Source organism: Cyclobacterium sp. SYSU L10401, from assembly GCF_010993705.1.
Taxonomy (GTDB): Bacteria; Bacteroidota; Bacteroidia; order Cytophagales; family Cyclobacteriaceae; genus Cyclobacterium.
Genome location: NZ_WOFO01000001.1, coordinates 311660 through 332939, shown reverse-complemented (window position 1 = coordinate 332939; position 21280 = coordinate 311660). Strand labels below are relative to the sequence as shown.

At 45.9% G+C, this 21280-nt stretch carries 18 protein-coding genes; 17 read left to right on the top strand and 1 reads right to left on the bottom strand.

Going from position 1 to position 21280, the window contains the following annotated elements; all coding sequences use genetic code 11:
* Window positions 1-62 precede the first annotated feature (62 nt).
* Window positions 63-548, bottom strand: a complete 486-nt coding sequence (locus GL182_RS01360) for a hypothetical protein (RefSeq protein ID WP_163377772.1) — start codon at window positions 546-548, stop codon at window positions 63-65.
* Between the two features lie 304 nt (window positions 549-852).
* Here GL182_RS01360 and hmpA point away from each other — a divergent pair, with 304 nt between their 5' ends.
* The 17 genes from hmpA to GL182_RS01275 all read left to right on the top strand — a co-directional run bounded on the left by hmpA (window position 853) and on the right by GL182_RS01275 (window position 21272).
* Entirely contained in the window at window positions 853-2067 is a 1215-nt protein-coding gene (gene hmpA, locus GL182_RS01355; protein ID WP_163377771.1) for an NO-inducible flavohemoprotein, read from the top strand.
* A 151-nt stretch (window positions 2068-2218) separates the two neighbouring features.
* The gene (gene ric, locus GL182_RS01350; RefSeq protein ID WP_163377770.1) at window positions 2219-2971 is read left to right on the top strand and encodes an iron-sulfur cluster repair di-iron protein; all 753 of its coding nucleotides are present in this window, start codon (window positions 2219-2221) and stop codon (window positions 2969-2971) included.
* 160 nt (window positions 2972-3131) lie between these two features.
* Entirely contained in the window at window positions 3132-3365 is a 234-nt protein-coding gene (locus GL182_RS01345; protein WP_163377769.1) for a hypothetical protein, read from the top strand.
* A 24-nt stretch (window positions 3366-3389) separates the two neighbouring features.
* Complete coding sequence (locus GL182_RS01340) at window positions 3390-4376, top strand: hypothetical protein (RefSeq protein WP_163377768.1); 987 nt, start codon at window positions 3390-3392, stop codon at window positions 4374-4376.
* Window positions 4377-4389: 13 nt separating this feature from the next.
* Window positions 4390-4890: a c-type cytochrome gene (locus tag GL182_RS01335; protein ID WP_163377767.1), complete on the top strand. Its 501-nt coding sequence runs from the start codon at window positions 4390-4392 to the stop codon at window positions 4888-4890.
* 21 nt (window positions 4891-4911) lie between these two features.
* Window positions 4912-6930 (top strand): Sec-dependent nitrous-oxide reductase, encoded by a 2019-nt coding sequence (nosZ, locus tag GL182_RS01330; protein WP_163377766.1) that lies wholly within the window; start codon window positions 4912-4914, stop codon window positions 6928-6930.
* A 79-nt stretch (window positions 6931-7009) separates the two neighbouring features.
* On the top strand, window positions 7010-7594 hold the full coding sequence (locus GL182_RS01325) for a hypothetical protein (RefSeq protein WP_163377765.1): 585 nt from the start codon (window positions 7010-7012) through the stop codon (window positions 7592-7594).
* A 17-nt stretch (window positions 7595-7611) separates the two neighbouring features.
* Window positions 7612-8073, top strand: a complete 462-nt coding sequence (locus GL182_RS01320) for a nitrous oxide reductase accessory protein NosL (RefSeq protein ID WP_163377764.1) — start codon at window positions 7612-7614, stop codon at window positions 8071-8073.
* Entirely contained in the window at window positions 8070-9323 is a 1254-nt protein-coding gene (gene nosD, locus GL182_RS01315) for a nitrous oxide reductase family maturation protein NosD (RefSeq protein ID WP_240469504.1), read from the top strand. Before GL182_RS01320 ends, nosD begins: the two co-directional genes overlap by 4 nt.
* Window positions 9316-10032 (top strand): ABC transporter ATP-binding protein, encoded by a 717-nt coding sequence (locus tag GL182_RS01310; RefSeq protein WP_163377763.1) that lies wholly within the window; start codon window positions 9316-9318, stop codon window positions 10030-10032. The genes nosD and GL182_RS01310 overlap by 8 nt, the downstream gene beginning before the upstream one ends.
* Window positions 10025-10792 (top strand): ABC transporter permease subunit, encoded by a 768-nt coding sequence (locus GL182_RS01305; protein WP_163377762.1) that lies wholly within the window; start codon window positions 10025-10027, stop codon window positions 10790-10792. Before GL182_RS01310 ends, GL182_RS01305 begins: the two co-directional genes overlap by 8 nt.
* A 315-nt stretch (window positions 10793-11107) precedes the next feature.
* Window positions 11108-11548 (top strand): HYC_CC_PP family protein, encoded by a 441-nt coding sequence (locus GL182_RS01300; protein WP_163377761.1) that lies wholly within the window; start codon window positions 11108-11110, stop codon window positions 11546-11548.
* Window positions 11549-11673: 125 nt separating this feature from the next.
* Complete coding sequence (locus GL182_RS01295) at window positions 11674-15498, top strand: efflux RND transporter permease subunit (RefSeq protein WP_163377760.1); 3825 nt, start codon at window positions 11674-11676, stop codon at window positions 15496-15498.
* A 44-nt stretch (window positions 15499-15542) separates the two neighbouring features.
* Window positions 15543-16961 (top strand): TolC family protein, encoded by a 1419-nt coding sequence (locus GL182_RS01290; protein WP_163377759.1) that lies wholly within the window; start codon window positions 15543-15545, stop codon window positions 16959-16961.
* Window positions 16962-17039: 78 nt separating this feature from the next.
* On the top strand, window positions 17040-17393 hold the full coding sequence (locus tag GL182_RS01285) for a four helix bundle protein (protein ID WP_163377758.1): 354 nt from the start codon (window positions 17040-17042) through the stop codon (window positions 17391-17393).
* Window positions 17390-19180, top strand: coding sequence for an efflux RND transporter periplasmic adaptor subunit (locus GL182_RS01280; protein WP_163377757.1), 1791 nt, complete (start codon window positions 17390-17392; stop codon window positions 19178-19180). The genes GL182_RS01285 and GL182_RS01280 overlap by 4 nt, the downstream gene beginning before the upstream one ends.
* Before the next feature lie 49 nt (window positions 19181-19229).
* Window positions 19230-21272: a copper-translocating P-type ATPase gene (locus tag GL182_RS01275; RefSeq protein ID WP_163377756.1), complete on the top strand. Its 2043-nt coding sequence runs from the start codon at window positions 19230-19232 to the stop codon at window positions 21270-21272.
* Window positions 21273-21280 lie beyond the last annotated feature (8 nt).

The window sequence follows — 21280 nt, the reverse complement described above, 5'->3', positions numbered from 1 at the left end:
TGATCCGTCCCATCACAAGATTCATCCTTTCAGGTGACCTATTCAGGCCTTCGAACCCAAGCTTAATTGATTTTTTCCGCCTTCAAGACTATATATTCTGGATCCGCATACCGCAATAAATGATACAAAGGAAGAAAAGCGTTACACGGATATTGCAAACCAATGTTTTCCTGCGACTTCTGATAGGAAAAGCTCATTTTGAAAATTTGCCTACCCGCTTCAGGAAAAAAATAACCCAAAGAATTGTGCCACTCCAGTGGAACATCAAACATATCGGTTGCCACACCAAACAGCATCAGGGTGTCGGGATTGGCACCAGTAGTAGCCACCAGATAGCCTTTGCCTTCTCCTTTACTTGTTGTTACTGTAGCATCGCGAACGCAGGGGTGGTGCCCAATCAGGTACCCTTCGGCCTGAAATACGGGTGTTTCATCGTAATCCCGGCAAGCACCAAGAATCGATAAAAGGAAAACCATGCCCATAATTACCTTCCATTTGACGTGAAAAATTTCAAATTTCCTTCTCTCAAAAAATTCAAATTTCGACATGGTCATGGCACCTGGTTTTAGAGATATTTGAAATGGTAATAAACGGGGATGGTTCGCAAATGCTGTACTGTTTTCGGGGATACCCCCCGATTCTGTATTGAAAATAGAAACTATTTCCAGCTAGAATATACTCCTCAAGCTCCGTTCTATCAGGCAACTGGGAGAGAAAAAGAGTTGATTCGAAATAGAATATTAAAGGGTATTTTTATCCTTTTATATTAATGACTACCTTTGCCCCTTCTGGAAGGGCTAACTGCCCTGCAATTTCACATCAAAAATTTTCTAACCCTAATTCATTGATTAAATGATCAACAAAAATCAACAACAAATTATTGCTGCAACTGCACCCATTCTAAAAGAACACGGCCTGTCGCTGACCAGCCATTTCTATAAAAGGATGTTCCAGCACCACCCGGAATTAAAGAACATGTTCAATATGGGTAACCAAAAGAATGGAAAACAACAGCAAGCCCTGGCCATGGCCCTACTGGCTTATGCCGAGCACATTTCCAATCCCGAAGTCCTTTTACCTGACCTGAACAGGATAGGACACAAGCATGTGAGTCTGGAAATCCGCCCGGAACACTATCCCATAGTCGGCAACCATCTTTTAGCCGCCATCAAGGAGGTGTTGGGTGATGCCGCCACCAAAGATATTTTAAACGCCTGGGAAGCTGCCTACGAGCAATTGGCGGAACTGATGATTGGTCTGGAAAAGGACATGTACCGCAAACTGACCTCCCAAGCCGGGGGATGGACCGGCTGGAGACCGTTTACCGTGGTAAAAAAGGAAAAGGAATCTTCAGAAATCAGTTCCTTTTATCTCTACCCTGCTGATAAAGGTAAGGTTATCCCCCATCAGCCGGGTCAATTTATTAGTCTGAAGCTCTTTTTGCCTGACTTAGGCATCAACCAGGCCAGACAATACAGCATTTCCAGTAGTCCCAATCAAGATTTCTACAGAATATCTGTAAAAAGGGAGTATGGTGCATATCCCAACACCAATGGCATGATCAGTAACCAACTCCACGATCAGGTGCAAGTGGGAGATGTGCTTGAACTCACCGCTCCGGCCGGTAATTTCACTTTGGATGAAAAGGCAAATAGCCCGCTGGTGCTGATCAGTGGTGGAGTAGGGCTTACTCCCCTGATCAGCATGCTGCAAAGTGCCATTGAAAAGAACCATGAGACCTCAATCACCTGGATACATGGGTGCAGGAATCAGGATGTTCATGCGTTCGGGGAACAAGTCCGCCAATTAGAAGCGGATAAAAACAATTTGGAGCAATATGTTTTTTACGATTGGATTACCGAAAATGACAAGAGACAGGGCATTTTGGAAGGACCAATAGCATTGAATAAAATACCTGCAGCTAAAATCAACCCTGATTCCCAATACTACATTTGCGGTCCTGCCGGATTTATTGAAAAACAATACCAGGATCTGCTGGCTTTCGGTGTACAGCAACATGTTATTTTCTTTGAAGAATTTGGCCCCCAGCAGCTTGCATTGAATTAAAAATTAAACAAAATTAATAAAGGACATTTTTGTCTTTTATTAATTTTGTCTTACCTTTGTTTCACAATGAGACAAAAACCGGTAAACCTGAAAACATAATAAAGGAGTACCGGGTATGATTATCGTTTATATTTCTTAATCTTACCTCAACATGGAAACTACAAATCAAGAAACAATTGGCGCTTTGGTGGCAAAGGATTATCGCCTGGCCACGGTGTTTGAATCTTTCGGCATCGATTTCTGCTGCAAGGGAAACAGATCCATAGAAGAAGCCTGCGAAAAGCAAAAAATCAGCAGCCGGACAGTGTGGACTGCGGTAAATAAAATGCTGGATTCCTCCACCGAGGGCATGCATGATTTCAATTTCTGGCCCCTTGACCTGCTGGCTGATTACATTGAAAAAAAGCACCACCGCTATGTGGAAGACCGAATACCCCTTTTACAGCAATACCTGGACAAACTGTGTAAAGTTCATGGACAGGCCCACCCGGAACTCTTCGAAATCACCGAACTCTTCAACCAAAGTGCTGGTGAATTGACTGCCCACATGAAGAAGGAAGAATTTGTTTTGTTTCCTTACGTGAAGAAAATGATAAAGGACCAGGAAAGCCCGGCATCTGAAAAGTCCAAACCTCATTTTGGCACGGTGAAGAATCCCATCAGCATGATGATGGATGAGCACGAAAATGAAGGAGAGCGCTTTGAGAAAATAGCTGCCCTTACCGGTGATTTCACCCCTCCGGCAGATGCCTGCAGTACCTACCGGGTCACCTTTGCCCTGCTGGATGAATTCAAAACCGATTTGCATCAGCACATTCACCTTGAAAACAATATTCTCTTCCCAAAGGCCATTGAAATGGAAGAGAAAGGACTGGCTTACGGGAAAAATATCCCTGTTTCCTGATAAAATAAAATCCAGAACAAAATGCGGTAAATACAAGGAAGCATGGACGGGGGCAAATTATACCCCCTATTTGGTACAGTTCATACGCTATAAATTGCCATACTTGTACATTTAAAAGTAAAATGTTACATTGTTAGGATATAATAAAAATCCTTACCGAATGAAAAAGTTCTGGATTTTATTGTCATTTTCAAATTTTTTGATTGCTGCTCTCTTTGGTCTTGTTCTACGGGCTGCCTTTGTCTGGGAGATCAATTGGATGGAATACAGGAATCTGCTGCATGCTCATTCCCATCTGGCCATGTTGGGCTGGGTGTACATGGGCATTTTTGCCTTCTTTTGTTATCGCTTTGTTCCTGCCTCGAAATTCAAGACCTATTCAAAACTATTCTGAATTACCCAAACCACCGTGATAGGCATGATGCTCAGCTTTCCCCTGCAAGGTTATGCAGCGGTATCCATCAGTTTTTCTTCCCTGCATATTCTGGCCAGCTATGTGTTTTGTTACCGGATTTGGAAAGACCAGCAAATCACTCATCCTGCCGTTAAAAAGTTGTTTTATGCAGCACTGGTATTTTTGGTCCTTTCCACTTTTGGGGTATGGCTGTTGGGGCCTCTGGCCGTATCGGGAGGTAGAAATACAGCTTTGTACCAGGTAGCCATACAGTTTTACCTGCATTTTCAATTCCATGGCTGGTTTACCTTTGCCATTCTGGCCTTGTTGCTGGACAGCTTACTCCGGCAGCAATGGGAAATCAATTACCAGGTTTTCTCCTGGTTTTTCTATTTATTTATCACTTCTACGGTACTTACCTTTGGCCTGGTTTTATTCTGGGCCTATGGTGAGCATGCCTACTGGTGGATCAACAACCTGGGCATACTCCTTCAACTGATGGGCATAGGGATATTTTTAACTTTATCCCGGGAGGGTATCCGGCTTCATTTCAAACAATACCGATTCAGCCTAAATCTCGCCTTTGGGTTTGGGTTTCTATCCTGGCTGGCCAAAATCGGCATACAAAGTCTGGTCCTCTTTCCTGAAGCAGCCGCTGCTGCCACCACCCTACGGCCTTTGATGATGGGCTTTGTTCATCTTACGGTATTGGGTTTTGTGTCTGCCTTTCTGATCTTTTTCGCCTCCCAAATGGGGTTTTTCAAGGCAGGATCAAATCAATTTATCATGGCACTGATCCTGTTTCTTACAGGCTTTGTATTCACCGAAATCCTCCTGTTTTCTCAGGGATTATCCTATTGGATGCATTGGGGCCAATTGCCCTTTTACCACGAACTGTTATTCGCCTTTTCGGCTTTTTTACCCCTGTCCATTTTACTTTTTATCCTTCAAATCAATGCTAAAAACACGACAATAAATAAGACCAGCATCACAAAAAATATTTACAACTAAATCCAAACAACTTATGAAAAATCTAACCCTCATCAAAATGTCAATCATCGCCCTCTTGTTTTATTCCTGTGGCTCAGGAAACAACGAGAGGAACACCTTATCCACGCCTGCTGATTCGGAACCTGAAGTTCCTCAATCCATTGCTGAAGGTAAAGGCATCGGTGAGATCAAAGAAGTCAATCTGGAAGAGGAATTGGATGCAGATATGGTGAAAATGGGCAAATCAATTTATGACATGAAATGCTCCGCCTGCCACAAACTGACCGACCAGCGCGTGGTGGGACCCGGATTTCAGGGGGTCACCAACCGCAGAAAACCTGAATGGATCATGAACATGATTACCAATGTAGATGTCATGCTGGAAGAGGACCCTGAAGCCAGGGCCATGCTGGAAGAATGCCTTACCAGAATGCCCAATCAAAACGTTTCGGTTGGAGATGCCAGAAATATACTAGAGTTTTTCCGCGAAAATGATGAAGAAAAAACCGGAAATAAAGACCAGGCCAACTCATAATTAACCTAAACCCAAATAACTATGATACTTTACAAAAATGCACTTTTGCTCCTGCTGCCAGTATTCCTGATCGGCCTGGTAGCTTGCAACAACAGGGATTCCAGTCAACTCATCCATGGCGATGCCGCCCAGCAAGCCTATGTCCCTCCGGGGGAATACGATGAATTCTATGCCTTTTTATCGGGAGGGTACAGTGGACAAATCACTGTTTATGGACTTCCTTCCGGCCGGCTATTTAAAGAAATTCCTGTTTTCTCCCAATATCCGGAAAATGGATATGGATACAGTGAGGAAACCAAAAACATGTTCAATACCTCCTATGGGTTCGTTCCCTGGGATGACTCCCACCACATCGAACTTTCCCAGCAAAATGGAGAGTTTGATGGCAGGTGGCTGTTTGTGAATGGGAACAATACCCCTAGGATCGCCCGGATAGATCTTACCACTTTTGAAACCGTGGAAATACTGGAAATTCCGGATGTAGCCGGGCTGCACTGTTCCCCATTTATCACCGAAAACTCGGAATACCTGGTGTCAGGAACCAGATTCAGTGTACCCATTCCGCAGGAAGACGTGCCCATTGATACCTACAAGGAAAACTTCAAAGGCTTGATCAATTATGTCTCTTTGGATCAGGAGCATGGACACATGGATTTGGCCTTCCAGATTGAAATGCCCGGATTCAATTATGACCTGGCCAGAAACGGGAAAGCCGTATCCCATGGATGGAGTTTTTTGACTACTTATAACTCAGAACAGGCCCGTACACTCTTGGAGGTAAATGCCTCTCAAATGGACAAAGACCTGATGGCGATTGTAAACTGGAAAAAGGCTGAAGAATACCTTGCAGCCGGCAAATTTACAGAAAGGGAAACCTCCTATTACCACAATTTGATGGATGAAGGCTCCGGGATCGTCAATTCTGAGGAAAAAACAATCACAAAAATTCTGGACCCCAAGGAATGCCCGGACATGGTTTATTTTATTCCAGTACCCAAATCTCCCCATGGTTGTGACATAGATCCATCCGGGGAATACATTGTCGGTAATGGTAAATTATCTGCAGACATGTCCGTTTATTCCTTCAGCGAGATCATGCAAGCCATAGAGGAGGAAAACTTTGACGGTGAGTTTGATGGGATCCCCATTATCAACTATGAGGCCGGTCTGCATGGCATCGTGCAGAAACCAGGCTTGGGACCACTTCACACCGAGTTTGATGGTAGGGGAAATGCCTATACCACATTTTTCATCTCCTCCGAAGTGGTGAAATGGGATGTGGAATCCAAAGAAATCCTGGACCGCCAATCCACCTTTTACTCTCCGGGACACTTGGTGATCCCTGGCGGAGAGACCAGAAAACCCAATGGCAAATACCTGGTAGCCATGAATAAAATCACCAAAGACAGGTTTTTACCTACCGGACCGGAAATGATGCACTCTGCCCAGCTATTTGATATCAGCGGAGAAAAAATGAAACTCATTTTGGATTTCCCGACCAAGGCAGAGCCCCATTATGCCCAGGCCATAGAGGCAGAAAAGCTCATGGCCAATTCCAAAAAATTCTATCCCATTGAGGACAACACCCATCCCCATGCTACCCTGGGCGAGGGAAATTCCAGGGTAGAGCGTGAGGGAGATGAGGTGCACGTTTACATGACTGCCATGAGGAGTCACCTGGCTCCGGACAACATTGAAGGCATCAAAGTAGGGGACAAGGTATTCTTCCACCTTACCAACCTAGAGCAAGATTGGGATGTTCCTCATGGATTTGCCATGCAGGGTGCCACCAATGCCGAACTACTGGTCATGCCGGGGCAAACCAGGACCTTGCTTTGGGAACCAAAAAGGGTTGGTGTTTTTGCCTTTTATTGTACCGATTTCTGCTCTGCCCTGCACCAGGAAATGTCCGGATATGCACGGGTGTCTCCCCAGGGCTCAAATGTTCCGCTCAAATGGGGGCTCAATGAAGAATTGAGTGACAATCAGGAAGCGGCCAATACTTTCTACGAGCAAGCCAAAGCCAGGGCCTCCCAATAATTTCAAAGCTACTACCGGCGTACCGGCTGGTAGTAGCTTTTGCTTTATCCTTCCTGTTGGGCAGATAAATACGTCTTTTATGAAAAAATTACCCTCTTCTAAATTTCTGATGCTATTGGCAGTAGGCTGTCTGTCGGCATTGTTCTTTTTCCCCTTATGGCAGATCCGATTGGATGCAGCGCAGTTTCCTGGTGGATTGCAATTGCACATCTGGATCAATAAGGTATCGGGAACCGATAAAAACATCATACAGAACATCAATATTCTAAACCACTACATAGGCATGCAGCCCATTCATCCGGACTCCATTCCCGAACTGAAATACTTCCCCCTGATCAATTATCTCATGATTGCCTTGGGATTGGTCTTTGCCTGGCTCAATAAAAGCGTCGGTTTCTTAAGCTGGACCATCGTCTTGATTTTACTGGGGATTCTAGGTCTTTATGATTTTTACCTTTGGCTCTACGACTATGGCCATAACCTGGACCCCAAAGCCCCCATTAAGGTAGAAGGCATGACCTATATGCCCCCGCTATTGGGAAAAAAGGATTTGCTTAACTTTAAAGTACAATCCTACCCCCATTGGGGTGGGTTGTTTTTGGGTTTGGCCACGCTTCTTGGAGGACTGGCATTTATCAAAAGTAAATCTGGAAAAGAAAAATAGCTTTAAAAGCCCGGTAAATGATACACTTCAAGTCAAAAGTATACGTCAACATGGCCGTTGCATTGCTGCTTTTTCCGGTTTTCCTATCGGCCTGCAGCACGGATCCAGAACCCATAGCATTTGGAAAAGACCATTGCGGCTATTGTAAAATGACCATAGCCGACACCAGGTTCGGAGGGGAACTGGTAACCACCAAGGGAAAAGTATATAAATTTGATGCCATGGAGTGCCTGCTCCCCTATATGAATGAAAGCAAGGAGCAGGAATATGCCCACATTTTAGGGGTTGCTTATGATGACCCTGGCAATTTATTGGCAGTAAAACAGCTCCATTTTGTCATTTCGGAGGAATACCCAAGTCCTATGGGGGCCCATCTGGCGGGTTTTCAGGACAGTCCCCCTGATGGCAAGGAATCCCTGACATGGAAAGCCCTCCAACAACAACTTTCTGAATTCGATCCCGCAAATTATCCGGAATGATGAAACCAGGTTTTTTTCTACTTTGGCTAATGGCTTTTTTTTTAGTGCTCACCCATGAACTTGAGGCAGGCACCTTCCACGTAAAAAAGGGATCTTCCCTGGATACCATACAGGAGGCGGTTGCGCTGGCTAGTGCCGGGGATACCATTTTCATATACGAAGGCACCTATCTGGAAAACCAGTTAGTGATCAGCATCCCCCTAACGCTCATAGGTGTTAATAAGCCTGTAATCGACAGCCAGGGAGGTGATGAAATCTTCATAATACGAGCTGATCAAGTACTGATCCAGGGATTGACGCTTCAAAATATCGGTATAAGCCATTTGAAAGACAGGGCAGCCATCAGGATCGTCGAGGCCAAAAACGTAACCATTGACAAAAATATCCTCATCAATACATTTTTTGGAATTTATTTACAAAATTCCTCTCAATGCCGGGTACAAAACAATACGATCCGTGGAGAAGCCTACGATGAGGTAAATGCAGGAAATGCCATCCATATCTGGAAAGGTAGCCAAATGGAAGTAATCAACAATCACCTGAGCCATCACCGGGATGGGATTTATTTTGAGTTTGTAGACCAAAGCCTGATCCACAGCAACATCAGCCAGGACAATATGCGGTACGGCCTGCATTTCATGTTCTCCAACTACGACACCTACGAGGAAAATACCTTCCAAAGGAACGGTGCCGGTGTGGCTGTGATGTTCAGCAAGCACATCAAAATGGTAAAAAACACCTTTGAAGAGAATTGGGGCGGCTCTTCCTATGGCATTTTGCTGAAGGAAATCAGCGATGGTCTCATGGCCCAAAACACCTTTATTCGCAATACAATAGGCGTATACGCCGAAGGAGCCAGCAGGATAAAAATTGAAAAAAACGATTTCATCAATAATGGAAAAGCCATGGATATCAAGGGAAACTGTATAGATAATGAAATCCTGGCCAATAATTTCATCGGTAACACCTTTGAGGTACTGACCAATTCAAGGTCCAATCTGAATCATTTTGAAGGAAATTACTGGGCACAATACAAGGGTTATGACCTGGATAAGGATGGCATAGGTGATTTTCCCCATCGCCCGGTCAACCTCTTTGCCCTGATCACGGATAAAATACCGGCTGCCAACATGCTCCTGCACAGCTTTCTGGTCAATGCACTGGACATGGCAGAACGGATGTTTCCGGAAATAATCCCCGAACACTTGTCTGATGAGCGACCCCGCATAAAACCCCTGGCAAATGATTAAAATAGACCATTTATACAAAAAATTTGGCCGGAACCAGGTCTTACTTGACATTTGCCTGGAATTCAGGGAAAATCAGGCCATTGCTTTAATTGGCCCCAATGGATCCGGTAAATCCACCCTGATCAAGATCATTCTCGGTATGGTTTTACCCCAAGAGGGACAAGTTTATTTTGAGGGCAGGCCCATAGCAGGACAAAGCCTATACCGCCAGCATATAGGATACATGCCCCAAATGAGCCGCTTTCCTGCGAACATGACCGTCAGCCAGCTATTCCATATGATGAAAAAGTTGCGGAAAGATGAAAAGAGCAGGGACATGGACCTGTATCGGGCCTTTGAAATTGACCAAATGGGATCTAAAAGATTGGAAATACTGTCCGGAGGCATGAAGCAAAAAGTAAGCGCAGCCCTTGCCTTCCTTTTTGATCCGAAGGTGTTGATATTGGATGAGCCCACTGCAGGTCTGGACCCGATTGCCAATGAAATACTGAAAGAAAAGCTACAAAAATCCTTGGGAACCGGCCGCCTGATATTGATCAGTTCCCATATTTTAAATGATTTGGATGATATCACCTCCCATGTCTGCTATTTGATGGAAGGGGAGGTCAAATTCTTTAAACCCCTGGAACAGTTAAAGGCAGAGACAGCAGAAAACCGGCTGAACCGGATCATTGCCCAAATACTAAAACATACTGATACCCATGTTTAATATCACCAAATTTATTGTTTCAGACCTGATCAAAAATTGGATTCTGGTACTTTATTCGGTTTTTCTGCTGCTGGCTACCCTGGGCTTCTTTTTACTGGAAGGGCAGGGTGACAAGGCCATATTGGGTGTATTAAACCTGACACTGCTGCTGGTTCCCATGATCACCGTTATTTTTTCCACCATCTATTACTACAATATGTATGAATTTATGGTGCTGCTATTGGCCCAACCCTTAAAACGTAGCCGCATACTGGCAAGTATTTTTTTAGGTTTAGGTATTGCTTTTGGCCTTGCCGTAGGATTGGGATTGGGCTTGCCCTTATGGATTTTGCATCCCACTCCGGTAGCACTCATGCTGGTGGGAGTGGCTTTGCTGCTCACAGTGATATTCATTGGCCTCGCCCTTCTTGTAGCGGTATGGGTGAGGGACAAGGCCAGAGGAATGGGTTTTGCCTTGTTCCTCTGGGTCTATTTTGTATTGATTTTCGATGGCCTGGTACTTTTGATGATGTACAATTTCAGTGATTATCCCATCGGGAAGGTGGTTCTTTTCATTACTTTTCTCAATCCCGTAGACCTGGGCAGAATCATGGTATTGATGCAGACGGAAGCGGCCGCATTGATGGGTTACAGTGGGGCCATATTCCGGCAATTTTTCAGCGAATGGTGGGGACTTATCGCCAGTCTGCTCATCATGCTGGTATGGGCCCTGGTTCCGGCAGCCATTTCATTTCGAATGTTTCGGGTCAAGGACTTATAAAATGAAATACTTCCACTCCCTGAAAAATCAATGATACTGAGGATTTGGGTTAACCTTTTAAAAACAACCTGCCCAAAGAAAAATACAAACAAGAAACGCTCCTGTCAACCTCAGAAATACTAAATCCCCCTTTCTCTTATGGTTTTTCGCAAATGTAGCCTACCCTGATTTTTCAGGAGGGTATTTTTTTATTCTATCATCTCAGGTTATAAATATTGATAAAAATTATGTAAATCCAATTAACAAAAGTTTTTTACTTTTGTTTATCTGGTTCCCAAAAGCGGTCCGGCTGCTTTTGGTCAGTAGTCAAATAAAATGTACCTTTACAAGGTACTCATTGCCAGCATGAAGGCCTTTAAAAAAATAGCGACCCTTTTTCTTACCCTGACGGTACTGCTCAGCTCAATGAGTTTTACGTTGAATAGGCACCTGTGCATGGGAGAAATTGAAAAAGTATCCTTATTTAATGCCGCCGAAAAATGCAATATGCACACCAAAGCCTGCCACGGAGAGGAAGATGAAAATAGCAAGGAAGATTGCTGTGAAGAGGAAAAACTAGTCCTGCAGGGCCAGGATGAATTGATCAAGGCTCCCGTTTTCCAGCAGGCCCAGCCAGAAATGGTGGCCGTACTTTACTTGATTGTATCCTTTTTATCATTCCATAACGGACTGGTGGAAACCGTTCCCCACCAGCACTATGCCCCTCCCCTAATCCCGCAGGATATACCAGTACTCATTCAATCCTTTTTGATATAATAATTTGATGCTTTCGGTCGGCGCCATGGTAGGTCCATGCTGAGCTGTCTGCCGCTCAATGCCTATGCCCTTATCTACACAGGGCTTCTCCCGGTATTTGCTTTCCATCATCAAATTATTGAAAAATGCTCAATCGAATCATCAAATTCTTTTTGGAGAACAAGCTGGTTACAGTCCTCCTTTTGGTACTTATCGTCGCCTGGGGTGTCGCCACGGCGCCTTTTAATTGGGATTTGTCCTTTATTCCCCGGGATCCCGTGCCGGTGGATGCCATACCCGATATTGGTGAAAACCAACAAATCGTCTTTACCGAGTGGATGGGAAGGTCCCCACAGGATGTAGAAGACCAAATCACCTACCCCCTTACCACCGCCCTATTGGGCTTGCCTGGCGTAAACAGTGTCCGTAGTAGCTCGGCTTTTGGCTTTTCCAGCATCTACATCATTTTTGATGAGGATGTGGAATTTTACTGGAGCCGGTCCAGGGTTTTGGAAAAACTGAGCTCCTTACCCGCAGGATTGCTTCCCGATGATGTTCAGCCAAGGCTTGGTCCGGATGCCACTGCTTTGGGACAGGTCTTTTGGTATACCCTGGAGGGAATAGACGAGGAAGGCGCACCTGCCGGAGGATGGGACCTGCATGAATTGCGGGCCATCCAGGATTATTATGTGCGCTATGCCTTGAGCAGTGTACCGGGCGTTGCTGAAGTGGCTTCTGTAGGGGGATATATCAAAGAATACCAAATTGACGTAGATCCGGATGCCTTAAAGGCCCATGGCGTATCCCTGATGAATGTGGTGGAAGCAATCAGGAACAGTAATATCGATGTAGGGGCCAATACCATTGAGATCAACAAGGTAGATTACTTTGTCAGGGGACTTGGTTATGTGGAAGAACTCAATGACCTGGACCGTGCCGTAGTAAAGGTAACCGACAATGTACCCCTTTTGGTCAAAGATGTAGCCCGGGTAAATATAGGTCCCCAACCCAGGAATATGGGCGGTATCCTGGACAAGGCGGGGGCTGAAGCCGTTGGCGGGGTGGTCATTGCCCGCTATGGAGAAAACCCACTGGCCGTCATTGATGCCGTCAAAGAAGAAATAGAACAAATCACGGGGGGCTTACCCAGCAAAACCCTGGAAGATGGAACGGTCTCTAAAGTAAGCATTGTGCCCTTTTATGACAGGACAGGTTTGATTTATGAAACCCTGGGTACCCTTTACCAGGCCATCAGCCTTCAGGTATTGATCACCATCATTGTGATCATGGTAATGGTCTTTAACCTGCGGGCTTCTCTATTGATTTCTTCTCTCCTGCCCCTGGCCGTATTGATGTGCTTTATCTTCATGAAGTATTTTGGGGTAGACGCCAATATTGTGGCCCTTTCCGGTATCGCCATTGCCATTGGCACCATGGTGGATTTGGGGATTATCCTGAATGAAAATATCCTCCGCCATCTGGAAGAGGCGCCTGAAGATCAATCAAAATTAAAAACCATCTATGAAGCCACCACCGAAGTGGCCTCAGCCATCCTTACGGCAGTTAGCACCACCATTATCAGCTTTTTGCCCGTATTCACCCTTCAGGCTGCCGAGGGCAAACTCTTTGGTCCGCTGGCCTATACCAAGACTTTTGCCTTGATTTCGGCAGTCATATTTACGCTGGTCATCATGCCCAGCTTTTCCCATTGGATATTTTCCATCAGAAAAAGTAACAAAAAAACCGGACTGATCTGGAACTTCGTCCTGTTGACCATTGGCCTGCTCGTCGCTTTCACCGTCTGGACATGGGCGGGTATAGTCCTTACCGGCTTTGCCCTGATCAACCTTTCCTTGTATTATTTTCCCCAAAAGGCGGAGCCATACCGCAACATCATGAAAGTAGGCTTTACCGTCCTGGCGGTGGCCTGGTTGCTGGCCATGGAATGGGTTCCCCTGGGTGTTTCGCAAAGCCTGCTGGTCAACTTCCTTTTCATTGCCCTGATCATCGGCCTGGTCCTGGGAACATTTATTGTCTTCTACAGGAATTATTCCAAAATGTTGCTCTGGTGCCTGAATAATAAAGGGGTATTTCTATTGGCCCCTGCGCTGATCATACTCCTCGGACTTAACATTTGGCTGGGCTTCGAGCGGGTTTTTTCCTTTGTTCCCCAGTCCACCGAAAAGGTGGGATGGGATATAAAAAACAGTGGCGGCTGGACAGCCCTCTCCCATACCTTTCCTGGCTTGGGAGAGGAATTCATGCCTTCCCTTGATGAAGGTTCCTTCCTGCTGATGCCCACTTCTATGCCTCATTCGGGAGTGGAAGCCAACAGGGAAATCCTGCAAAAACTGGACATGCTGGTGTATGCCATCCCCGAGGTAGACATGGTGGTGGGCAAGGCCGGAAGGGCTGAAACAGCCATTGATCCTGCCCCCTTGTCCATGTTTGAAAACACCATCAATTACAAAAGTGAATACGCTTCGGATATCAATGGGAACAAGCTCAGGTTTAAAGTAAATGAGGATGACCATTTCCTGCTGAAAAATGGAGAAAGCTATGATCCTGCATCCAATGAGCCGGCGAAGATCAGTAGGGAACAATTGATTCCGGATGCCGGTGGAAATTACTTCCGGCAGTGGAGGGAGCATATCAAAAGTCCGGATGACATCTGGAATGAAATCATCGGAGTGGTAAATCTTCCCGGTGTGACCTCTTCACCAAAATTACAACCGATAGAAACCCGTTTGGTCATGTTGCAAACCGGGATGCGGGCACCGATGGGGATCAAGGTATTTGGCCCGGACCTGAAAACCATAGAAGCCTTTGGTTTTGAGCTGGAAAAACACCTTAAAGAGGTCCCCTCTGTAAAGGAGCAGGCGGTATTTGCAGACCGCATTGTGGGGAAGCCCTATCTGGAGATAGACATCGACAGGGATAGGATCAGCCGCTATGGTATGAACATTAAGGACGTACAGGATTTTGTGGAAACGGCCATTGGAGGGATGCCCGTCAGCACTACAGTGGAGGGAAGAGAGCGCTTTCCCATCCGGGTACGTTATGCCAGGGAATACCGGGATGACCCCGCCAGCATAGAAAACATGTTGGTACCCATGCCTGGCGGTGAGTTTATTCCCTTAGGCCAATTGGCAGCAATCACTTACCGGCCAGGACCGGATATGATCAAATCTGAAGACAGTTTTTTGGTGGGTTATGTGTTGTTAGACAAAATGCCCGGGTTTGCAGAGGTAACCGTAGTGGAAGATGCCCAACGCTACCTGAAAGAAAAAATCGATTCAGGAGAGCTGACCGTACCTTCAGGAGTTCGGTACCAGTTTTCGGGAAATTATGAAAACCAGCTCAGGGCCGAGAAAAGACTGGCGATAGTGGTTCCCCTCTCCCTGATCATCATTTTCCTCCTCTTGTACTTCCAATTCAGGTCAGCTTTCACCACCCTTTTTGTTTTTATGGGTATTGCCATGGCCTTTGCCGGGGGATTCCTCATGCTTTGGTTGTATGGTCAGGGCTGGTTCATGGATTTCTCTGTTTGGGGCACAGAAATGAGGAATTTGTTTCAGATGAAGACCTATAACCTGAGCGTAGCAGTCTGGGTAGGTTTTATCGCCCTATTTGGCATTGCCACAGATGACGGGGTGGTGATGGCCACCTACCTGGACCAAAGTTTTGAAAAACGCCGACCTGAAAACAGGAGTGAAGTAAGAAAGGCTGTTTTGGCTGCCGGGCAAAAACGAATCTTACCTTGTCTGATGACCACCTCCACCACCATACTGGCCCTTTTACCGATCCTTACTTCATCTGGAAGAGGGTCGGACATCATGATCCCCATGGCCATTCCGGCTTTTGGAGGAATGGTCATCGCATTGGTAACCCTTTTCCTGGTACCGGTAATGTACAGCTGGAGGGCGGAGAATAAGGTGAAACTCGATACTGAGGTATATAAAGATGCTTGATTGGATCATAGAATGGAAGGAATGAAAAATTAAAGCTTAAAGATATGATTAAGAAACTAAATGATTTGGAGGTTGGAAGTTGGAGCCGGCAGGGGATCCGATGCAGACTGAAAGTTGTAGCCTGGTGGAATCTCGTTTTTGACCTTCCAGCCCATAGGTGGGTGTCCATCCTGATCTTCTTGTCCACCTTCCAATCTCTAACCTGCAGGCTCCAGGCCCAGACACTGGAGGACCATCTCCTGACTGCAGCCGAAAACAACCCGGAAGTTCAGGCCTACTTTCATGAATACCTGGCTGCCCTGGAAAAAGTCCCTCAGGCAGGTACCTTACCTGAGCCGGAGTTGAGCATTGGTTTATTCATCCGGCCCATGGAACGGTTGATGGGCAACCAGCATGCGGACCTTCAGCTGATGCAAATGTTTCCCTGGTTTGGCAGCCTCGGCATCCGGAAGGATGAAGCCAGTAAAATGGCACAGGCCAGGTATGAAGCTTTCAGAATGGTGAAAAATGAGCTGCTGTATCAGGTAAAAGAAGCCTGGCACCAACTCTCCCGGTTAAATGAAGAAATAAAGATCACCAAAGCTCACCTCAGCATCCTGGAAAAATACGAAAGGCTGGCACTGGTCAGGTACCAAAGCAGTAGCAGTGGGCCAGGCGGATCAAACTCCCCTACCGATAAAGCCATGAATTCAGCCACTCCCATGCCATCCAGTTCCACTTCCATGGGAGATGTATTAAGGATCAGAATGGAGCGGAACGAATTGGAAAATGCCATCTCCCTATTGAGCGATACACGACAGGCATTGGTGGCTGAGTTTAACGAGCTTTTGAACAGGGATCCGGAAGAAGGCCTGGAACTGCCTGATATGTTAGCAAATGAACCCTTAAACCGGGGCCGCCTGGAATTGCTGGACAGCATCAAGGGGTACAACCCTCGATTGAAAATGCTGGATGCTGAAAGTGCTGCCTATGCCTCACAAAAAACAATGGCAAAACTGGAGGGAAGGCCTATGATGGGCGCAGGTGTCAACTACATGGCTTTTAGCCCGAGAACGGAAAACGGCATGAACATGGGCGGCAACAACATGGTCATGCCCATGCTTAAAATCACGCTTCCCATATACAGAAAAAAGTTCAAGTCCATGGAAAAAGCAGCTGAACTGAATCAGGAAGCCAGCCTAAAGAAAAAAGAAAATACGATCAACCAACTCTCCACCCAGTGGCGCAATGCCCTAAGGGATTGGGATGATGCGGATCGTAGGGTAAACCTCTATCAAAAACAAACCGACCTGGCAGAACAAACCCTGGACCTGCTCATGACGGCCTACGCCAATGATGGGAAAGCTTTTGAAGACCTGTTGCAGGTGCAGCAGCAGTTGCTGGACTATCAGCTAAAGCGCATCATGGCGATTGTGGACAAGCACAACAGCCTGGCCCAACTCGAAAACCTGGCAGGAATTTGATGGTCTGATGATTTAATGGTGCAATGATAAGATTATATGATAATTGAATGATTTATCAATTAATAAGATAAAATAGTTATGGAAAAAAGAAATGAAATTTTAGAACTAAGTTTTGATTTTGCATTGAAAATCATAGAGTATAAAGAGATTCTTGAAGAAAAAAGAAAGTATGTAATTGCCCGGCAATTATTAAAAAGCAGTACTTCCATAGGTTCCAACATCAGGGAAGCACAAAATGCACACAGTCGCAAAGATTTTGCCGCTAAATGCATCATAGCCATGAAGGAGGCAGATGAGATTGAATATTGGTTGTTGTTATGTCTGAGAAGTAAAAGTTATCCAGACCCTGAATCACTTTTACCAGAAATACTATTTCTTAAAAAAATTCTTTCAAAGATTATTTCTTCTACCATTAAAAACCTGAAATCATGAATGGGATCAATCGGTCAAATTTGTCAATTCTGATAGGTACTTTACTAATCGGTGCATTCTTAGGTTGGATCATCAAACCATCAAACCATGAGACCATTGGATCATCAGATAATCAAAGCACCGAATCATCAGACCATCAGCATAGCGAAACATGGACTTGTTCCATGCATCCCCAGGTAAGGCAATCCGAGCCGGGGCAATGTCCCATTTGTGGCATGGACCTGATCCCTGCAGCATCCAAATCCGCCAGCTCATCCGATGACCCAATGGTTTTCGAAATGAGCAATAGTGCTGTGGCCATGGCGAATATCGCCACTTCCAGGGTAAAAGAATCATTATCCAAAGGAGAACTGCTTCTTAGTGGTAAGGTAAAGCCAGATGAAAGAAACATTTCCTCTATCACTGCCAAATATCCCGGAAGGATAGAAAAGTTATTCATCAATTTTACCGGACAGGCGATCCAAAAGGGAGAAAAACTGGCCACCATTTACTCTCCTGAACTGGTAAATGCACAGAAAGAATTGAGGGAAGCTGCTGAAAGTAAAGCTGATTTTCCGGAAATATATGCCGCCGCCAAAGAAAAATTGCGCTTGTGGAAATTAACAGCTGATCAGATAAGGAACATAGAAAACCAGGAAGAATTAGTGGAGCATTTTGATGTACTGGCCCAACAATCCGGTATCGTGACCCAGAGGAAGGTGGCTGAAGGAGATTATATAGCTACCGGATCGGTTTTATTTGAAATTGTAGACCTCGGCCGGGTCTGGATCATGCTGGATGCTTATGAATCGGATTTATCCGCTATTCGCGAAGGGGATGCCCTGTCATTCACTGCCGCAGGAATTCCCGGCCAGGTATTTGAGGCCAGTATAGCTTATATTGATCCTGTCCTGGATCCGGATACAAGGACTATAAAAGTCCGTGCAGTTGCCAGCAATCCAAAGGCGCTGCTCAAGCCTGAAATGTTTGTCAATGCAAAAATTGCAGCCAGTGGGCAGGAAAACCAGGCCAGCGTCAGTATTCCCCGAACCGCATTGCTCTGGTCGGGTAAGCGGTCGGTAGTTTACGTGAAAGTTGCAGGTGCCGAATACCCTGCCTATGAGATGCGTGAAATAACTGTTGGCTCCCGGATAGGGGAAGAATACCCGGTAATCGAAGGTTTGGAGGCAGGCGAAGAAATCGTAACCAACGGCGTTTTTTCCATAGATGCAGCTGCGCAACTCGCCGGCAATTACAGCATGATGGCACGTCCTGAACCCAAAACCCTGGAGGTATCCCAATCCTTCCGTGAGCAATTGACCATTGTGGCTGAGGCCTATTTTGAACTAAAAAATGCCTTGGTAGATGACGATGCTCAGGGGGCCAGGGATGCCGGAAAGCAGGTACGGGCGGCACTGGATAAGGTAGACATGTCGCTGGTAGAAGGAGACGCACACGACCATTGGATGGCATTGAAAGATGAATCGGCAAAAGCCCTTCAGGGCATTCAGGAAGCAGAAAGCCTTCAAGCTGTTCGCCGGCAATTCATGTCGCTTTCTGAAAGCATACTGGAAGTTACCGAATCTTTCGGATTGGAAAAAGACACCGTCTACCGGCAATATTGCCCCATGGCTTTTGGCGATGAAGGGGCTTATTGGTTGAGTGAAAAGGAGGAAATATTCAACCCTTATTTTGGAGAAAGCATGCTCCGCTGCGGCGAAGTAAGGGAAACCTATAGAAAAGGAGCGCAGGTAATGAAAGCAAACAGCCCTTCCGGATCAAAGGATATGGCTGGCCATAATCACTAAAAACCCTGTCAACAGTCAAGTAATAACCAGCAAAAAAACCTGAAAAATCATGAAAGCAGACAAAAAACAACCGCATCATCACGATGAAGCCGGTGATGATAAACATTCCCATCATGAGCATCATGGTTCGGATCATGACAAGCATTCCCACCATGATCACCATGCGATGATGATCCGGGATTTTAAAAAACGTTTCTGGGTCTCGCTGGTCCTGACGGTGCCTATCCTTGCCCTATCTGAAATGATCCAGCAATGGTTTGGTTTTGAACTGGCCTTTCAGGGAGACAAATACATTTTATTCGGGCTCTCTACCCTCCTGTTTTTTTATGGGGGATGGCCTTTTCTCAAAGGTCTGGCAGAAGAAATCAAAGATAGAAATCCGGGAATGATGACCCTGATTGCCGTGGCCATTACCGTAGCGTATGCCTACAGTTCTGCCGTGGTCTTTGGTCTGGAAGGCATGGACTTTTTCTGGGAGCTGGCCACCCTGATCCTGGTCATGTTACTGGGGCATTGGATTGAAATGAAATCGGTCATGGGTGCTTCCCGCTCGCTGGAACTCCTGGTAAAAATGATGCCAGCCGAAGCCCACCTGCTGGATGGAGAGCAAATAAAGGAAGTTAAAGTCTCAGATCTAAAAAAAGGGGATCTTATACTGGTAAAAGCCAGTGAAAAAATTCCGGCGGATGGTACCATTGTGGAAGGAGAAAGTCACCTGGATGAAAGCATGATCTCCGGAGAGAGCAAGCCTGTCAGCAAAAGTAAAGGAGACGAGGTCATTGGTGGAGCAGTAAATGGCAACCATTCCCTCAAAGTGAAGGTGGAAAAAACCGGTGAAGAAAGCTACCTTAACAAGGTGATAGGCCTGGTGGAAGAGGCCCAGAAAGCAAAATCCAAAACGCAAAATCTGGCCAATTTGGCAGCCCGGTGGCTGACCTTTATCGCCTTGGGTGCCGGAACCCTTACCTTATTGGTATGGATCAGTTTAGGCAAACCCTGGGACTTTGCCCTGGAGCGCATGGTAACGGTAATGGTCATTTCCTGTCCCCATGCTCTGGGGCTGGCCATTCCTTTGGTAGTGGCCATTTCTACCTCTGTCTCCGCAGGAAAAGGATTACTGATTCGAAACAGGACAGCTTTTGAAAACTCCAGGAAAATCACTGCATTGGTGTTTGATAAAACCGGTACTTTGACAGAAGGTAATTTTGGGGTCTCCCGTTTTGAAAGTCTAACCGATGATTTGACCGAAGACCAGCTTCTCGCACATACCGCATCTCTGGAACAGGAATCTGAACACCCCATAGCTATGGGTATTGTGAAAAAAGCCAAAGAAAAGGAACTTGAATTCCAGCCGGTGAAAAAGTTTGAAGCCCTTACCGGAAAAGGCATACAGGGGGAAATGGATGGGAAAAAATGGAAAGTGGTGAGCCCGGGCTACCTGGAGGAAAACAACATCTCTATACCGGAAAAGAGTCAGGGTAATGAAGCCGAAACGATCGTATTTGTCATTAGGGACAAGGACCTGGTTGGTTTTGTTGCCTTGTCTGACAAAATCAGAGAGGATAGCCTTCCTGCGATCAATTTGCTGAGGGAAAAGGGAATGAAAATGTTTATGGCTACCGGGGACAATGAAAAGACTGCCAAAGCTGTAAGCGATGAGTTGAAACTGGATGGATACTACAGCGGGGTGCTCCCGGATGAGAAAGTGGATATTGTAAAAAAATTACAAAAAGAAGGCTACTTTGTGGCCATGACCGGCGATGGAGTCAATGATGCTCCGGCCCTGGCACAGGCAGATGTGGGAATAGCCGTAGGATCAGGAACAGATGTGGCTGCAGAAACGGCAGACATCATCCTTGTCAATAGCAGCCCGAAAGACATCGCCAAACTCATCCTGTTTGGCAGGGCCACCTACCAAAAAATGATCCAAAACCTGATTTGGGCGACCGGTTACAACGCCGTCGCCCTTCCATTAGCCACCGGTTTTATTCCAGGATTGGTCATCAGCCCTGCCATAGGAGCTGTTTTTATGAGTTTCAGCACCATCATCGTAGCTGCCAATGCGCAACTTCTAAAAAGAAGCATGACATAGAAACCCTT

What these genes read in the sequence shown, in the direction of transcription:
- GL182_RS01360 (WP_163377772.1), bottom strand. Translation starts at nt 548, where the DNA reads ATGTCGAAATTTGAATTTTTTGAGAGAAGGAAATTTGAAATTTTTCAC.
- hmpA (WP_163377771.1), top strand. Translation starts at nt 853, where the DNA reads ATGATCAACAAAAATCAACAACAAATTATTGCTGCAACTGCACCCATT.
- ric (WP_163377770.1), top strand. Translation starts at nt 2,219, where the DNA reads ATGGAAACTACAAATCAAGAAACAATTGGCGCTTTGGTGGCAAAGGAT.
- GL182_RS01345 (WP_163377769.1), top strand. Translation starts at nt 3,132, where the DNA reads ATGAAAAAGTTCTGGATTTTATTGTCATTTTCAAATTTTTTGATTGCT.
- GL182_RS01340 (WP_163377768.1), top strand. Translation starts at nt 3,390, where the DNA reads ATGATGCTCAGCTTTCCCCTGCAAGGTTATGCAGCGGTATCCATCAGT.
- GL182_RS01335 (WP_163377767.1), top strand. Translation starts at nt 4,390, where the DNA reads ATGAAAAATCTAACCCTCATCAAAATGTCAATCATCGCCCTCTTGTTT.
- nosZ (WP_163377766.1), top strand. Translation starts at nt 4,912, where the DNA reads ATGATACTTTACAAAAATGCACTTTTGCTCCTGCTGCCAGTATTCCTG.
- GL182_RS01325 (WP_163377765.1), top strand. Translation starts at nt 7,010, where the DNA reads ATGAAAAAATTACCCTCTTCTAAATTTCTGATGCTATTGGCAGTAGGC.
- GL182_RS01320 (WP_163377764.1), top strand. Translation starts at nt 7,612, where the DNA reads ATGATACACTTCAAGTCAAAAGTATACGTCAACATGGCCGTTGCATTG.
- nosD (WP_240469504.1), top strand. Translation starts at nt 8,070, where the DNA reads ATGATGAAACCAGGTTTTTTTCTACTTTGGCTAATGGCTTTTTTTTTA.
- GL182_RS01310 (WP_163377763.1), top strand. Translation starts at nt 9,316, where the DNA reads ATGATTAAAATAGACCATTTATACAAAAAATTTGGCCGGAACCAGGTC.
- GL182_RS01305 (WP_163377762.1), top strand. Translation starts at nt 10,025, where the DNA reads ATGTTTAATATCACCAAATTTATTGTTTCAGACCTGATCAAAAATTGG.
- GL182_RS01300 (WP_163377761.1), top strand. Translation starts at nt 11,108, where the DNA reads ATGTACCTTTACAAGGTACTCATTGCCAGCATGAAGGCCTTTAAAAAA.
- GL182_RS01295 (WP_163377760.1), top strand. Translation starts at nt 11,674, where the DNA reads ATGCTCAATCGAATCATCAAATTCTTTTTGGAGAACAAGCTGGTTACA.
- GL182_RS01290 (WP_163377759.1), top strand. Translation starts at nt 15,543, where the DNA reads ATGATTAAGAAACTAAATGATTTGGAGGTTGGAAGTTGGAGCCGGCAG.
- GL182_RS01285 (WP_163377758.1), top strand. Translation starts at nt 17,040, where the DNA reads ATGGAAAAAAGAAATGAAATTTTAGAACTAAGTTTTGATTTTGCATTG.
- GL182_RS01280 (WP_163377757.1), top strand. Translation starts at nt 17,390, where the DNA reads ATGAATGGGATCAATCGGTCAAATTTGTCAATTCTGATAGGTACTTTA.
- GL182_RS01275 (WP_163377756.1), top strand. Translation starts at nt 19,230, where the DNA reads ATGAAAGCAGACAAAAAACAACCGCATCATCACGATGAAGCCGGTGAT.